Raw genomic sequence first — 16002 nt, 5'->3', positions numbered from 1 at the left:
CCGTCCTACACGCCCTGCTCGGCCACGCGCGCGACCAGTTCGACCAGCCGGTTGGCATAGCCCCATTCGTTGTCGTACCAGGCCAGCACCTTCACCTGCGTCCCATCCACCACCATCGTCGACTGCGCATCGACAATGGACGAGCGCGGGTCGGTGCGGAAGTCGCTGGAGACCAGCGGGCGTTCCTCAAAGCCCAGGATGCCGGCGAGCTCGCCCTCGGCCGCCGAGCGCAGCAGTTCGTTCACCTCCTCCGCGGAGGTCTCGCGCGCCGCCTCGAAGGTGAAGTCCGTCAGCGAGGCATTCATCAGCGGCACGCGCACCGCATGGCCGTTCAGCCGTCCGTTCAGTTCCGGGAAGATGTCGCCGATCGCCTTCGCCGAGCCGGTGGTGGTCGGGATCAGGTTCAACCCGGCCGCACGGGCCCGGCGCAGATTGTCGCGCGGCAGGTCCACAGGCGACTGCGTGGCGGTCATGTCATGCACCGTCAGGATCGTCCCGTGGCGGATCTCCAGGGCCGGGTGCAGCACCTTGACCAGGGGCGCCAGACAGTTGGTGGTGCAGGAGGCAGCGGTGACGACGCGGTGCCGGGCCGGATCGTAGGCCGCATCGTTGACGCCCATCACTACGTTCAGCGCACGCTCGTCTTTCACGGGTGCCGCGACGACCACGCGCCGGGCCCCGCGGTCGAAGTGCGGCTGCAGGGTCTGCATGGTGCGGAAGGCGCCGCTGGCATCGATCACGATATCTACACCGGACTCGGCCCAGGGCACCTGCCCCGGTTCGCCCAGCTGCGTGTGGCGCAGGCTGCGGCCGTCGATCCGCAGGGCATCCGGCTCGGCCTGGATGCCGTGATCCCAGCGCCCATGCACCGAATCGAACTCCAGCAGGTGTCCGGTAACCGTACCGTCCGCCGCGACCTCGTTCAGGTGCACGATCTCGAGGTCATCGCGATCCCAAGCCGCACGCAGCGCCAGGCGGCCGATCCGCCCCATCCCATTGATGCCGACCCGTACGGCCATGACGCCCTCCCGCGAAAAATCGCGTCAGGATACCTCCCGATCATGACAACCGCATTACAGACTGAGCAGTGCCCCTAGTTGAGAGCGACGATAGCCGCGTTCAGGTAGATCGCAAAACCTACCCACAGCAGGTACGGCACCAGCAGCGCGCTCGCGATTCGGTCGTGGCGCCAGAAGACGATCAGGGTCGCGAGGATCAGGGGCCAGAGGATCAGGATCTCGACCAGTGCCAGATCGGGCCGTTGCATCCCGAAGAACAGTACGGACCAGCCCAGGTTCAACACCAGCTGGGCGAGGAACAGCCCCATCGCGAGCGGTGCACCCGCGAAGCCGGTGCGACGCCATACCCGCCAGGCGGCCACGGCCATCAGCGCAAACAGGACGGTCCAGACCGGGCCGAATAGGGCATCGGGCGGATTCAGCTCGGGTCGCTCCAGCGTCTGGTACCAGTCCTGTACCGACAGGCTGGTGGCATAACCACCCGCGGAGGCCACCAGGAACACCAGCGCCACCCAGCCCACCAGTCCGACTCCGTCCCTTGTATTAATCATCGACCCTCCTCTCTCGCGTGCCCCGTACCCTTGCTTGTAGACCCCGACGCAGGGAGTTTGAACCGAAATCAGCAAACTGAACGAGGTTCATGCGCGATTCAGCGGCTTGCGGCACACTCGCAGCTAAACGTGATCCCGTTCACCCATTTCGAGCCGCGTGCATGCCCAAGCTCTCCACCCTGATCACCCTGGTCCTGTTCCTCCTGGCGGGCGGTGTGCTCGCCTGGCTCTTTTGGGGCCCGGATGACGAACAGGCCTCTTCCGCGCGCTCCGGTGGCGGCGAAACCCGGCCCGTGGCCGTCGCCGTCGCCACCGTGCAACAGCAGGATCTGGTGGAACGCCGCCGCTTCACCGGCAGTATCGAGGGCGCCGATCGCATCGTGGTGACACCACGCGTCGGGGGACGCGTCGCCGAAGTCTTCGTGAACCTGGGCGACCGAGTGGAACCGGGCGATCCTCTGCTGCAGCTGGACACCGAGGAATTCGAGCAGGACGTCACCCAGGCCGAGGCCGAGCTGGAAGTGGCCGAAGCCAGCCTGGCGGAGGCCGTCGCCAGCCGCAACGCCGCCCAGCGCGACCTGCAGCGCACCCGCGAATTGCGCGATCAGGGAATTGCCTCGCGCTCGGAGCTTGAGGCCGCCGAGACCGAACTCGCGCTGGCACAGACCCGCGTGGCCCTTGCCGAGTCCCAGATTCGACAACGCCGCTCTGCCCTGCGCACCCGCGAGATCCAGCTGGGCTATACGCGTATCGATGCCGACCCGGGCAGCACCACCCGCTGGGTGGCCGAACGCCTGGTCGACCCCGGCTCGGTAATCAGCGCCAACGAACCCGCGCTTGCGCTCGTCACCCTGCAGCCGGTGCGCGCGATTCTGGCGGTCACCGAGGCGGATTATTCGAGGATCTCGCGCGGCCAGGAAGCGACCGTGCGCACCTCCTCGTACCCCGACGCGTTATTCGAAGGCACCATCACACGGATCTCCCCGGAGTTTCGCCCGGGTTCGCGCCAGGCACGGATCGAGGTCGAGGTACCGAACGACGATGAACGGCTGCGGCCCGGGATGTTTGTCGAGACCGCGATCACCCTCGGCCAGCGCTCGGACACCCTGGCGATACCTCGGGATGCCATCATCCAGCGCGAGGCGGGTCCCACCCTGTTCAGCGTCGACCGCAGTGGCGACCGCCCCGAGGCGCGCCGCCACATGGCCGTTACCGGCGTGCGTGACGGCAACTGGATCGAACTGCTGGAGCCCGAGTTGCCAGAGGGCACCGAGGTGGTGGTGCTCGGGCAGCACCTGCTCGCCGATGGCACCCCGCTGCGCCTGACCGACCCGCGCAGTGTGCCCGGCGCGGACTTCGCCCCGAGCATGTCGGAGACCGAAGAGCCGTGAATCCGGCTCGACTTACCGTCCACCGCCCTGTGCTGACCAGCATGGTGGCCCTGATCGTGGTGATCCTGGGCCTGACCGCGCTGACCCGCCTCCCGGTCGACCTCCTGCCCGACATCACCTATCCGGTGGTCACGGTGATGACCTCCTACCCCAACGCCGGGGCCGAGGAGGTCGAGCAACTGGTGACCCGTCCGGTGGAACAGGCAGCGGCCGCAATCACCGGGGCCCAGGAGATCCGGTCCACTTCGGCCGAAGGCAACAGCAATGTGCGCGTCAACTTTGCCTGGGGCACCGATATCCGACAGGCCGTTGACGACCTGCGCGATCGTCTGGCGCGTATTGAAGGTCAGCTGCCGGATGAGGCGGACCGCCCCCTGGTGCGCCAGTTCGACACCCAGGACTCGCCCATCATGCGCCTGGGCGTCGGCTCGCAGCTCGACGCGATCCATCTGCGCACCCTGATCGACAACCGCATTGCCCCGCGCCTGGAGCGCATCCCCGGGGTGGCCGCGGTGGATACGTTTGGCGGGCTGGAGAGAGAGGTGCGCGTCGAGGTCGATCCAGACCGGATACAGGCGATCGACCTGGGGCTGGACGATCTGCGCAATCGAATTCGCGATGCCAACGTGATTACCCCCGGCGGCCCGATCATGGACGGTCGCCGCGAATACCGGCTGCGTACACCGGCCGAGTTCCGCTCGGTGGGCGAGATACGCGATACGGTGGTCCAGCGCAGCGAGGATGGCGTGACCTACCTGCATCAGGTCGCCGAGGTCCGCGATACCCACCAGCGCGTCACACGCCGTTTCCGAGTCAACCAGGAAGAAGGCGTCCAGCTGGCCGTGCGCAAACTGGCGGACGCCAATACGGTCGAGGTCTCCGAAGCGGTCCATGCCGAACTGGTCCGTCTCAACCGCGACTTCCCGCAGATCGACATCCGCGCCGTCACGGACGAGGCGGGATTCATCCGCAGCTCCATCACCAATGTCGGTCAGTCCATCCTCTACGGGAGCGCGCTGGCCGTTCTGGTTCTGCTCGTCTTCCTCCGCAACATCCGTTACACACTGGTGGCGGCCACCGCGATTCCTCTGGCGGTCATCTCGACCTTCGGACTCGTCTACTTCGGCGGGCACTCACTCAACCTGATGACCATGGGCGGGATCGCATTGGGTGTGGGCCTAATGGTCGACAACGCGATCGTGGTGATCGAGAGCATCGCCCGAAGGCGGGAAGAACACGCGGAGCAAAGCGCGATCGAGGCGGCCGTCAGTGGTACCGGGCGTGTGGCACCCGCGATCATCGCCAGTACACTGACCACCGTCGCCATCTTTCTGCCGTTGTTCTTCGCCCAAGAACTGGCCGGGCAGCTGTTCAAACCACTCGCCGCCGTGGTTGCCTTCGCGCTGGCCGCCTCGCTGATCGTGGCCCTGACCGTGGTGCCAATGCTGATGGCACGCGCCCCGATGCCCAGGCGCGACACCAGCGCCCTCGCCCGCATGGAACGGCGCTATCAGGGCCTTCTGCGCGGCACGCTGGCGCATCCCTGGATGGTGATCGGGATCAGTGCCTTGCTGATGGTCATCGCACTGGCCGGTCTGCGCGGCGTCGGCACCGAGTTTCTGCCGGCCACCGACGAGGGCGAACTGCGCGTGCATGTCTCCATGGAACCGGGGACACCACTCGAAGAGTTGTACTCCACCATGGCCAGCCTGGAAGAGGTGATTCGCGACGAGGTGCCGGAGCTCCAGAACCTGGTGTCCAGCTCGGGCGCCTCGGCCTTCCGTGCATCGTCGCCCGCTTCCGGCAACATGCGTGTAATGGTCGGCTCGCGCGACAGTCGCAGCCGCTCTTCCGAGGAGATTGCCGCTGCCCTGCGCGAGGCCCTGGGCACCCCGCCGGGAACCGAGATTCGTGTCCGCGCCTCCAGCAACATCTTCTTCCGCGGATTCGGCCGTGGCGATGACGAGGAGCGTCTATCGGTCGAGGTGCGCGGCTTCGAGCTTTCGACCATGAATGCGGTACTCGAGCGCTTCGAGGAGGCGCTGGCCGATGTCCCCGGCATTACGGACACGCGGGTGGGGACCGATGGCGGCCAGCCCGAATTCGCCACCCGCATCCATCGCGACCGCGCCGCCGACCTCGGCGTGGATGTGCGAACGATCGCCCAGACGCTGGAGACCGCACTGGGCGGCTCCAGCGCCGGGCAGTTGCGCGCGGGGGGCGACGAGACCCGCATCTGGGTCCAGCTGCGCGACGCCGACCAGAGCTCGCTGGACGACCTGCTTAACCTGACCGTGCGCAGCGAGGACGGCGAACGCGTCGCCTTGCGCAGCCTGATTTCCTTCGACACCGAGATCGGGCCCGACAGCATCGAACGACGTGAACAGGCCCGCGTACGGACGCTGTTCATCAATCTGGGCGACCGCTCGCTGGGTGAAGTGGCGGCCTCGGTCCGCGAGGCCCTGGCCGACATCCCGCTGCCCGAGGAGATCGACTACTCCGTCACGGGCGACATCGAAGAACAGGAAGCCGCCTTCTCGGAGCTGCTGCTGGGTACGATGCTGGCCACCCTGCTGGTGTACATGGTCATGGCCAGCCTGTATGAATCCCTGCGCGATCCCCTGATCGTGATGTTCTCGATCCCGCTCGCGATCATCGGGGTGACCGGTGCGCTGATCCTCACCAACACCACGCTCAACGTTCAGTCGCTGATCGGCGTGCTGCTGCTGGTCGGCATTGTGGTGAACAATGCGATTCTCCTGGTGGACCGCATGGCCCGGCGGCACCGCGACGACGGCATGGACCTGCACGAGGCCGTCGTGGCCGCCGCGGGCGAGCGTCTGCGACCCATCCTGATGACCACGCTGACTACGATACTGGCCCTCTCGCCGCTGGCCATCGGCATGGGCGACGGCGGCGAGGCCCAGGCGCCGATGGCGCGGGTAGTGATCGGCGGGCTCCTGTCGTCTACCCTGATCACCCTGGTGCTGATCCCGACGCTGTACCTGCTGTTCCACCGTCGCGGAGAACGCCCGCAACCCGTCTACCGAGTCGGAACCGAAGATGCCTAGCCTGTACCGAGTCGCCCTGCCACTGCTGGCTTCGCTGGCCCTGGCCATTCCCGCCACGGCAGAGGAAGACGAGCCGACAGGCAACGGGTTGCGCCTTTCATTGCCGGCCGAACAGCTGATGGCAATCGATCCGTTCGCCCGCGAGCCGGTCGGTGAGGAGACGCTTTCGCTGGAAGAAGCAGTCGCACGAGCGCTGGAAAGCAACCGCGGCCTGCGCGCCGAACGCCTGCAGACCGCGATCGCGGGTACCTTCGAGGCACAGGAGCGCGCCGTATTCGACCCCGAGCTGTTCGCCGAGGTCGAGGTCAGCCGTGACCAGAGCGTGCGGCTGCTGGAGGAGGCCGAAGAAGATACCGACGAGGTCACCTCGACCCAACGCTTCGGCGAGGCGGGCATTCGTCAGGCGCTCCCGACGGGTACCGACCTGAGCCTGTCCGTGCGCAGCCAGCGCGCCAGCAGTTCGCGCGTCGACCAGACCCAGTTCTCCTCGCGCGCCGGGCTGACGCTGACCCAGGCCCTTCTGCGTGGAGGCCGGATCGAGTCGAATCTGGTGCGCCTGCAGCAGGCCGGGCTGGACGTCGAGGCTACGGAATACGAGGTGCGCGCGTTCGTCGAGCAGCTGATCACGGACGTCGAGACCGCCTACTGGGACCTGGTGCTCGCCGGCGAGCAGATCGAGATCTTCGAGGAGGCCCTGGCGGTCGCCAGCCAGCAACTGGACGAGACGCAACGCCGCATCGATGCCGGTGATCGGCCAGAGACCGAGGCCGTATCCGCACGCGCTGAGGTCGCCCTGCGTCGCCAGGGGCTGATCGATGCCCGCAGCGAACGCGCCCGCGCCCAGGACACCCTGGCGCGCTTGATCCAGGACGACGGGGGCCTGTGGGACACGCGGCTCCTGACCAGCTCCGAACCGGCACTGGACCGGTACGAGATCGAGCCGCTTGATACCTACGTGGCGCTGGCCCGCGATCACCGCGCGGATTTGAACGAAACCCGCCTGCGAGTGCAACGCGACGATCTGGAGGTGATCCGCACCCGCAATGGGCTCCTGCCCCGGCTGGACTTCTTCGTCACGCTCGGCCAATCCGGCTATGCGGACAGTTTCGGGCGCACCTTCCGCGATACCCAGGGCGACGGCTACGACCTCGCCGCGGGGCTGCGCTTCGAGATGCCGATCGGCAACCGCGCCGCCGAGGCGGAGCATACGCGCGCCCGCCTCACACGGCAGCAGATCGCCGAGACCCTGGCCAACCTGGAACAACTGGCAATCGAAGACGTGCGCTCGGTCTGGTTCGACGCCGCCCGCGTGCGCGAGCAGATCCGCGCGCAGGAAGAGACCATCGAGCTGCAGGAGGAACTCCTGCGCGTCGAGCAGACCCGATTCCGCGTCGGAGCCGGGACAGCGCTGGCCGTGGCTCAGGCCCAGCGCGACCTGCTGGAAAGCCGTCTGCGCCTGACCGAGACGGTTGTGCGCTTTCGCCAGTTGACCACCGAGCTCCTGAACGCGAGCGGTACGCTGCTGCTGCACCGCGGGATCGACGCACCGGGCTCCGAGCGCGTGGACCTGCGCATGTAATTTCGAAGGGGCGCCTCTCCTGGGCCTCTATCCCCGCGCCAGACGCCGATTCAGGGCCCAGACGGACAGCGGTGCAAAGAGCACCGCAATCGCGGCAGCCCAGACGAGGGTCCACAAAGCGGGCTCCAGCGCATCGCCTCCGCTCAACAGGGCGCGCGATGCGTCCGCGAGCAACGAGACGGGGTTGGCCTGCACGAAGGGCTGCAGCACGGCGGGCATCGTCTCCAGCGGTACAAACGCGGTGGAGACGAACGTCACCGGGAACAACGCCGTGAAACCGAACAGCTGTACATGCTCCGGGTCGCGGGACAATACGCCGACCAGCACCATGATCCACGATGCGGCCGAGGCGAAGATCAGCACCAGCGCCACCATCGCCAGCACCTCCCAGACCGAGGTCTCGATCCGAAAGCCCAGCAACACCCCCACGATCAACAGCAGCGCGATACAAAGCGCCTGTTTCAGCAGATCGGCCAGGATGCGCCCGGCCAGCGGCGCCCAGCGGGGAATGGGCAGAGCGCGAAAGCGGTCGAACACCCCACGCGTCAAATCCGTATTCAGGCCATGCCCGACATAAACGGTGACAAACAGCATGTTCATCGCGATCACGCCAGGGAGCACGAACGGCAGATAGGCTTCGGTCGAGCCCGCCACCGCGCCGCCGAACACGTACAGGAACAGCACCAGAAACAGGATCGGCTGGATGGAGTAATCCCCCAGCTCCCAGGGATTGCGACGCACCTGCACGAGACTGCGCCAGGCCAGGGCCAGCGTCTGGTCCAGCGACTTCATGCCCCCTCCTCTGCCGTCTCGGACGTAACCTCGGCCGCATGCCCGGTCAGCGCCAGAAAGACATCGTCCAGGCTCGCGGTGCGCAGGCCGAGTTCGACCACTTCGATCCCCGCCTGATCCAGGGCTCGCAGCACGGTCGGCACCACGGCACTGCTCGTCACGGCGACGCTCAGGGTGTTGTCCCGCGCTTGCGGGTGTTCCCCGACGATAGGCGCGATCGCTCCGGCCGCATCATCGAGCCGGGCCGTGTCCGCCACCACCACGAACAGCGAGCGACCACCCACGCGTTCCTTCAATTCCGCCGAGGTCCCCTCGGCAATGATCCGCCCGCGATCCAGCACCACGATCCGATCTGCCAGCGCGTCCGCTTCATCCAGATACTGGGTCGTAAGCAGCACGGTGGTTCCCTGCTCCCGCAGTTCTCCCACCAGGCTCCACAGGTCGCGGCGCGCCCGCGGGTCCAGCCCGGTGGTCGGCTCGTCGAGGAAGAGAATGGCGGGGTTCCCGACCAGGCTGGCCGCCAGATCCAGCCGCCGCCGCATTCCCCCGGAATAGGTCTGCACCGGACGGTTCGCCGCATCCAGAAGATGAAACTGCCCGAGCAGCTCGTCCGCACGTCGGCGAGCGCCACCACGGCCCAAGCCCAGCAACCGCGCGATCAGCAACAGGTTCTCGCGGCCGGTCAGCTTCTCGTCGACCGAGGCGTACTGCCCGGTCAGCCCGATGATCTCGCGCACCCGTGCCGCATCGCGCACGACATCGAAGCCACCCACCTCCGCTGTTCCCGCATCCGGCGTGATCAGGGTGGAGAGCACGCGCACGATTGTCGTCTTGCCGGCACCATTCGGGCCCAGAAGCCCCAGGATGCTCCCGCTCAGGACCTCCAGATCGACGCCATCGACCGCGCGCGTGCCGTTATAGGAACGCACCAGCCCCTGCAAACGAATCGCTGATCCCATCGGCGTAGCATTCACCGCACAAGCCGAGGGCGCAACCAAGTGGCTTTATAAATGACGGCTAAACAGCCCGTGACGGGGAGTCCCGAGTAAATCCCTCCAGGCGAGGGCCGGCAATTTGACCAGAGTCTCGTGGTCGCCACCTTCCAGATACACATCCCCTTCAGTGGGGGCATGTTCGTCCAGTAGCGGCTCCAGGCCGTACGGCTCGGCCAGGGCCGGGATCGCACCCAGGGCGCAATCGGGGAAGCGTTCCGCCACCTCCTGCTCGGTGGCCAGCCCGACGTGTTCACCAATCAGGTGGTGTAGTTGCCCTAGGTGCAGACGCCGCGATGCCGGCAGGATCGCCAGCATGTAATGCCCGGCATCCTCTACGAGCACGGCCTTCGCCAGTCGATCGCCGGGCACATGCGCGGCCTCCGCCGTGCGGGTCGCACTGCTGGCATACGGATGCCGGACCAACTCAAAGGCGACGCCCTGCGCCGCCAGATAATCACTCAGGGTTCTCGCGATGCCCATGCTGCGGCCCTCTTGCTGTCCTTATCCACGGACTATAGACCCGCATCATCCGACCGGCTCGGCAACCCCTTGCTTGTATTCGGTCTCCGCGATTTGAAGGCGATTGCGTCCGGCATCCTTGGCACGGTAGAGGCACTGGTCCGCCCGGGCGAGGGCCGTCTCGAAATCACGTGCATCGCACATACAGGCCAGCCCCGCGCTGAACGTCACTCGCAGTCCATTGTCGCCAATCGGCAGTCTCGTGCCGGCGAAGTCCCGCCGAATGTCATCGAGCACGGCCCAACCCTCATCCGGCTGCGCCTGGCCCAGGAGCACCACAAACTCCTCGCCACCCCAGCGGCAAAGGAGATCGCGGCCCTTGAGATTGCGGCGAAGATGCTCGGCGAAGGCACGGATCACTTCATCGCCTGCCTCGTGACCATGTAGGTCATTGACGGTCTTGAAATGATCTAGGTCCATCAGCGAAAGCACTGCGGGAAAACGTTCCGACGAAAATTCGGCTATCGCTTCCTCGAAGCCACGCCGGTTCAGCAAACCTGTCAGGGGGTCCCGGCGCGCATCGACGCTCAGTTGTTCATGGGTATCGACCGTCGCGGAGTACGAGCGCACCCGCATCCACTCGGCAAGCACGGCCAGCAGAACCAGCGCCGCGAGGGCCACCATGATCCGGCTCTTCTCCACCAGGCTGTAGGGGTAGACCCATTCCTGGCTATAGGGCCCGTACAGCCCCAGCGCCACGACCGCGATGAACAGCGCGCAAATCCACATGGTGAAACGCACACTGGTGAACCCGGCCATCACCATGATGATCGCCACTGGAAACGCGAAATACACGCCAGTGCCTTCCACTCCCCCGTGCAGGATCAAAAAGACCCCCAGTAGAAAAGCAAGCGCCGAAAGGAAGTAGCTCACATCCCGGGCTCGCCCCGTCAGGCGGCTGTACAGCATGAACGCCAGACACAGGACCGCCGTCACCAGTAGCACCAGCGCCAGGCCGGAGCGCCCGGCCATCACGGCCAATGTCCCGAATATCACGAGGATCGTCGAACCGACGGTCGCAAACAGCGATACGAGCAGTACGCGGCGTTCGGCCTCGATCGCCTCGGGTGTCCTTCCAGCCATCCGCCCCCTCCGTCGGAAATGCCGGGTTCGCCCTCCTGGCCCAGGTCAGCGCAAGCATCCTGTCGCGCTCGTCAAACTCCCTGCTACCCCGCGGCGGCCCTTCCCGCACTGCCATTCACCACCCCACACGGGAGGCCAGCCGTCTCGAGTGCGGACCGCCACGCTCCGCAACAAACCGCCCTGACACCGGATGGGCTGCAACCATCGCCCACCGCGGCAGCAGCAGTGTACAGAGACGTAGACAGGAAGGCCGCTATCGGCCGCCAATGGATTGAATAAAGCCCACGAGTATTGCGCCCCTGTTGAACAGGAGACGGCCCAGATGGCGCAAACCTTCCGCTCGCCGCGATGAACCCCTGGCGATGTTCCTCGGTCCCAAAGCACGCAACGACTGTGCGCAAACCCTGACCCAAGGTTCCCCTGGCACGACTTCTCTCGCGGGAGGACCTCAATCGGCCGTTCTGCTGGACGCTACCACGAGAGCCTTCCAGCTCGTTCGCCGAACGGCGAGCGATCGAGAGACGACCACCAGGGGAAACGTCGGGACCAGAATGGAACCGTTGAAGGAAGCCGACCGACGATGCCCAGAGGCCCTGATGGATTCCATGAAGGAACCCTGCATTGCTGGCTCAAGCCGGGAGAATATCTGGAGGTTTCTGGTCTTTGTTCCGGGGTACCGCGGAAGACACAGGCTGAAGCCCGGCCTCGCCAGGCTCCACCGCCGTATGTTCCGCTTCAGACAACTCCAGATGGTTGCGCCCCCTGTCCTTGGCGCGATAGAGGCTTTCATCGGCTTCGATCAATGCCTGTTCAAACCCCCCGGCATCCTGCAAGCACGACAACCCCGCACTGAAGGTCAGCTTCAAGCCGTTTTCGCCAACGGGCAACACCGTGCTCGCGAAGCCGATTCGAATGTCGTCCACGACGGCCAAGGCCTCATCTGGCCCGGCTTCGGTGATCAGCAAGAGGAACTCTTCCCCCCCCCAGCGGCAAAGCAGATCCCCTCCCCTCACACAGGGGCGCAGATGCCGGGCAAAGGCCCGAAGTGCATGGTCTCCCACCTCGTGCCCGTGCTCGTCATTCACTGACTTGAAATGATCAAGATCCAGTATCGCCAGTACCACAGGAAAGCGTTCGGGGGGAAGGGCTGCCATCGCCTCCTCGAACCCCCTCCTGTTCAGCAGTTTGGTCAACGCGTCGTATCGCGCATCCGTCCTGAGCTGCTCGTGGGTGTCAAGCGTTGCGGAATAGGACCGCAGCCGTATCCATTCCGAGAACACCGCCAGCAAAACGAGAACGCCCAGGCCGAGCATGATGTGCATCTTTTCATCGGCGCCATAGGGATATACCCATCCCTCGCCTACTGGGCCAAAAAGTGCAAGCGCGACAACGGAGAGAAACAGGGAACAAATCGTCAATGTAAAACGAACGCTCGTAAACCCTGTCATCACCATGATGACAGCCAGCGGGAATGAAAAGTAGGCTCCGGAACCTTTCACACCACCATGTACAACAAGAAATATTGCCAACATGAACGCAAGGGCTGAGAAAAGGTAACTAACCGTTCTGATCCTTCCAGACAGCCGACCATATACCATCAATCCTAAACTTAATACCGATGCTCCAAGGACAACAGAACCTAGAACCACGAACCCCGTCGACATCGACAGAACGCCAAAGATGAACAAAATGAATGAACCTGACGTTGCAAAGATGTTCACGAGCACAGTGCGACGCTCGTTCTCGATTTCTTCCGGTGTTCTTACAGTCATCCGTTCTCCTAAAACGCACCGGCCTTGGTCTTCTGTTGATGCGACGAATATCGTGTTTCGCGAGGGCCGCACCCAGCTCCGTCGACGCTCACAGTGCAGAGGATTCACGACGCGAAAGCTACGCCACGCCCTTAACCCAAGTTAATATTCGTGAGCGACAACCCTTAACCCATGTTAAGGGAGGCCAATACCAATTTCCTGCCAGCAATCTACACGACCCACCACCCCTTCAGAGGGGGTTTTTTGTGACGCAATATACAAAACCCTCCATATACAGGAGACCACCACGGCCGTTCCCTGACAGGGATCTCGTGACCAATGGATGAGGGAAGCCATAGTAATCCAATCGTTGAGACTGGGGTGATTCAGTTTCAACAATTGCCGAACAGCATAAGCAAACCTAGTGGAACTGGTCAGGCGGGAGGGGTTCAGACATACATGGCCATACCAACATTATGGGAACGTCAGTAGGTGCTGATTTAGACATTTGATGCGCAAGTTTTGATCACAAATTAACGAATTAGAAAACTAGTTCGTCTACCGCGGGTCGCGGGAATGAGGAAGCGCACCCTGGATCCCGGGAAGGGGACCACAGCGGGCGTATAATGGGCGAATGACTCGATATTCAGTTCTCGATCTCGCTCCGATCACCGCGCACGCTGACGCCGGCCAGGCCCTTCACAACACCCTAGATCTGGCCCAGTTGGCGGAGAAACTGGGATTTGGTCGCTACTGGCTCGCCGAACACCACAACATGCCCGGGATCGCCAGTGCTGCGACTGCGGTGGTAATCGGCCAGGTGGCGGCCGCCACGACGCGGATCCGCGTGGGTGCCGGAGGCATCATGCTGCCCAACCATGCGCCGCTGATCGTGGCCGAGCAGTTCGGCACCCTGAATGCTCTGTTTCCGGGTCGAATCGACCTCGGGCTCGGACGGGCGCCGGGCACGGACCCGGCCACAGCCCGTGCCCTGCGCCGCAGCGCGGAGAGCGACCCCGACCAGTTCCCGCGGGATGTCGCGGAACTGCAGAGCTATCTCGCCGATCCCGTTCCCGATCAGGCCATTCGTGCGATACCGGGCGCCGGTTCGCGCATTCCAATCTGGATCCTCGGGTCCAGCCTTTTCGGGGCCCAGCTCGCAGCGTACCTGGGGCTGCCCTACGCCTTTGCCTCGCACTTCGCCCCGGGTCAGCTGCATGACGCAATCGCGGTCTACCGCCGCGAATTCCGGCCCGCCCCGGACCTGGATGCGCCCTGGGTGATGGCCGGCTACAACGTCTATGTGGCCGAAACCGATACCGATGCGCAGACGCTGGCCAGTTCCATGGAGCAGGCCTTCATCAGCCTGCGGCGCGGCCGGCCGGAGCCGATCCAGCCCCCGATTCCGCATTACCGCGAACAGCTCGACCGCGCCGAACGAGCGATTGTGGAACAGACCATGGCCTGCTCCGCGATCGGGGCACCCGACACCGTCGAGGGGGAGATGCGCCGCTTTCTCGAGGCCACGCAGGTCGACGAACTGATCCTGACCACCACGACCTTCGATCACGACGCCCGTCGTCGCTCCCTGGAACTCACCGCCCAGGTCTGCGACCGCCTCTCGCGTTCCTGAGGGTCGCGTTTAAGCGAACGGGCTTGGCAACGGGCGCCCGGCACAGGATCATTCGCCCTTTCGAACATGCACGAGGGCGGGCGATGTCATACCTGAAGGATTTTCCGAACCAGGAAGGCTATTTCGGCGAGTTCGGGGGTGCGTTCCTGCCCCCCGAACTGGAACCGCATTTTGCCGAGATCAACCGGGCCTACCTCGTGCTCGCCCGCTCGGCCGACTTCCTGAACGAGCTGCGCTACATCCGCAAGCACTACCAGGGCCGCCCCACCCCGGTGTACTACGCCCACAACCTGAGCCGCGAGGCCGGCGCGCATATCTATCTCAAGCGCGAGGACCTTAACCACTCCGGAGCACACAAGCTGAACCACTGCATGGGCGAGGCCCTGCTGGCCAAGCACATGGGCAAGCGCAAGCTGATCGCGGAAACCGGCGCCGGCCAGCACGGGGTCGCGCTGGCCACGGCGGCCGCCTACTTCGGCATGGAATGCGAGATTCACATGGGCGAGATCGACATCGCCAAGGAAGCGCCCAACGTGACCCGCATGAAGCTGATGGGCGCACAGGTCGTGCCGGTGTCCTTCGGCGGGCGCTCGCTCAAGGAGGCCGTGGACTCCGCCTTCCAGTCCTACCTGTCGCAAGCCGACCAGGCGCTGTTCGCGATCGGCTCCGTGGTGGGTCCGCACCCGTTCCCGCTGATGGTGCGCAACTTCCAGTCGGTGGTCGGCATCGAGGCGCGCGAGCAGTTCATGGAGATGACCGGCGGCGAGCTGCCCGATCATGTGGTCGCCTGTGTTGGCGGCGGCTCCAACGCGATGGGCATGTTTGCCGGCTTCATCGAGGACGCCGGCGTCCAGCTCAACGGGGTCGAGCCACTCGGACGCGGCACGAAGCTGGGCGAACACTCCGCCACCATGACCTACGGCAAGCCCGGCATGATCCACGGCTTCAAGTGCATGCTGCTGGCCGACGAGGCAGGCAACCCGGCCCCGGTCCACTCCATCGCCTCGGGCCTCGACTACCCCGGTGTCGGCCCGGAACACTCCTACCTGAAGACCATCGAACGGGTGGCCTACCATGCGATCAGCGACGACGAGACCCTGGAGGCCTTCTATCGCCTGTCGCGTGCCGAGGGCATCATCCCGGCGCTGGAGAGTGCCCATGCCGTTGCCTGGGCGATGAAATACGGCCGCGAGAACCCCGGCGTCACGATCCTCGCCAACCTGTCCGGCCGGGGCGACAAGGACATCGACTACGTCGCCCGCGAATTCGGCCACGGCGACTAACACCTCGGGAACTCCGTGCCAGGACCCGGGTATCTAACACCCACAGGTTTTGACGGAGGGGTGTGATGGCGGGTGGCTGGTCCAAAGACGGTGCGGAACAGGAGCAGATCGACGACACCGTCGAGGACGCGCTGGCGCGTGTGCGCAGCCAGCTCCCCGAGGGCGAGAGCCTCGAGGCGTGCGAGGAATGCGGGGCCACGATCCCCGAGGCCCGCCGCTGCGCCCTGCCCGGCGTACGCCTGTGCGTCCCCTGCCAGGAAGCGCATGACGAAGCGGACGCGGCCTTCAGCCCCTACAACCGGCGCGCCTCCAAGGACAGCCAGTTGCGCTGAACC

13 protein-coding genes are annotated in these 16002 nt (G+C 65.0%); 6 read left to right on the top strand and 7 right to left on the bottom strand.

Going from position 1 to position 16002, the window contains the following annotated elements; translation table 11 throughout:
• Nucleotides 1-5: 5 nt before the first annotated feature.
• Nucleotides 6-1019: an ArsJ-associated glyceraldehyde-3-phosphate dehydrogenase gene (locus F579_RS0102760; protein WP_019024372.1), complete on the bottom strand. Its 1014-nt coding sequence runs from the start codon at nt 1017-1019 to the stop codon at nt 6-8.
• A gap of 74 nt (nt 1020-1093) precedes the next feature.
• Nucleotides 1094-1570: a TspO/MBR family protein gene (locus tag F579_RS0102755; protein WP_026301045.1), complete on the bottom strand. Its 477-nt coding sequence runs from the start codon at nt 1568-1570 to the stop codon at nt 1094-1096.
• Between the two features lie 161 nt (nt 1571-1731).
• On the opposite strand from F579_RS0102755, the gene F579_RS0102750 reads away from it, so the two are divergent.
• Genes F579_RS0102750 through F579_RS0102740 form a run of 3 tightly spaced genes read left to right on the top strand, consistent with a single transcriptional unit; the run spans nt 1732 to nt 7611 of the window.
• Entirely contained in the window at nt 1732-2961 is a 1230-nt protein-coding gene (locus F579_RS0102750) for an efflux RND transporter periplasmic adaptor subunit (protein ID WP_019024374.1), read from the top strand.
• Entirely contained in the window at nt 2958-6032 is a 3075-nt protein-coding gene (locus F579_RS0102745) for an efflux RND transporter permease subunit (protein ID WP_019025567.1), read from the top strand. Before F579_RS0102750 ends, F579_RS0102745 begins: the two co-directional genes overlap by 4 nt.
• Nucleotides 6025-7611 carry a TolC family protein gene (locus F579_RS0102740; RefSeq protein WP_019024376.1) on the top strand — a complete coding sequence of 529 codons (1587 nt, stop codon included), beginning with the start codon at nt 6025-6027 and terminating at the stop codon, nt 7609-7611. The genes F579_RS0102745 and F579_RS0102740 overlap by 8 nt, the downstream gene beginning before the upstream one ends.
• Nucleotides 7612-7638: 27 nt before the next feature.
• On the opposite strand, the gene F579_RS0102735 is transcribed toward F579_RS0102740, so the two are convergent.
• From F579_RS0102735 to F579_RS0102715, 5 genes are all read right to left on the bottom strand, one after another.
• On the bottom strand, nt 7639-8403 hold the full coding sequence (locus F579_RS0102735) for an ABC transporter permease (protein WP_019024377.1): 765 nt from the start codon (nt 8401-8403) through the stop codon (nt 7639-7641).
• Nucleotides 8400-9362 carry a daunorubicin resistance protein DrrA family ABC transporter ATP-binding protein gene (locus F579_RS0102730; protein WP_026301046.1) on the bottom strand — a complete coding sequence of 321 codons (963 nt, stop codon included), beginning with the start codon at nt 9360-9362 and terminating at the stop codon, nt 8400-8402. Before F579_RS0102730 ends, F579_RS0102735 begins: the two co-directional genes overlap by 4 nt.
• Before the next feature lie 45 nt (nt 9363-9407).
• On the bottom strand, nt 9408-9878 hold the full coding sequence (locus tag F579_RS0102725) for an aminoacyl-tRNA deacylase (protein ID WP_019024379.1): 471 nt from the start codon (nt 9876-9878) through the stop codon (nt 9408-9410).
• Nucleotides 9879-9923: 45 nt separating this feature from the next.
• Nucleotides 9924-11000 (bottom strand): GGDEF domain-containing protein, encoded by a 1077-nt coding sequence (locus F579_RS0102720; RefSeq protein ID WP_019024380.1) that lies wholly within the window; start codon nt 10998-11000, stop codon nt 9924-9926.
• Nucleotides 11001-11629: 629 nt separating this feature from the next.
• Nucleotides 11630-12772 (bottom strand): GGDEF domain-containing protein, encoded by a 1143-nt coding sequence (locus F579_RS0102715; protein WP_019025566.1) that lies wholly within the window; start codon nt 12770-12772, stop codon nt 11630-11632.
• Nucleotides 12773-13385: 613 nt separating this feature from the next.
• Here F579_RS0102715 and F579_RS0102710 point away from each other — a divergent pair.
• The 3 genes from F579_RS0102710 (at nt 13386) to F579_RS0102700 (ending at nt 15999) form a co-directional block, all read left to right on the top strand.
• Complete coding sequence (locus tag F579_RS0102710; RefSeq protein ID WP_019024382.1) at nt 13386-14384, top strand: LLM class flavin-dependent oxidoreductase; 999 nt, start codon at nt 13386-13388, stop codon at nt 14382-14384.
• Nucleotides 14385-14467: 83 nt separating this feature from the next.
• Complete coding sequence (gene trpB, locus F579_RS0102705) at nt 14468-15667, top strand: tryptophan synthase subunit beta (RefSeq protein ID WP_019024383.1); 1200 nt, start codon at nt 14468-14470, stop codon at nt 15665-15667.
• Between the two features lie 65 nt (nt 15668-15732).
• On the top strand, nt 15733-15999 hold the full coding sequence (locus F579_RS0102700) for a DksA/TraR family C4-type zinc finger protein (RefSeq protein WP_019024384.1): 267 nt from the start codon (nt 15733-15735) through the stop codon (nt 15997-15999).
• Nucleotides 16000-16002: the final 3 nt, after the last annotated feature.

The organism is Thioalkalivibrio sp. ALJ21 (genome assembly GCF_000378605.1).
GTDB lineage: Bacteria > Pseudomonadota > Gammaproteobacteria > Ectothiorhodospirales > Ectothiorhodospiraceae > Thioalkalivibrio.
The sequence above is the reverse complement of the archived record's forward strand: the minus strand, read 5'-3'. Positions and strand labels throughout refer to the sequence as shown.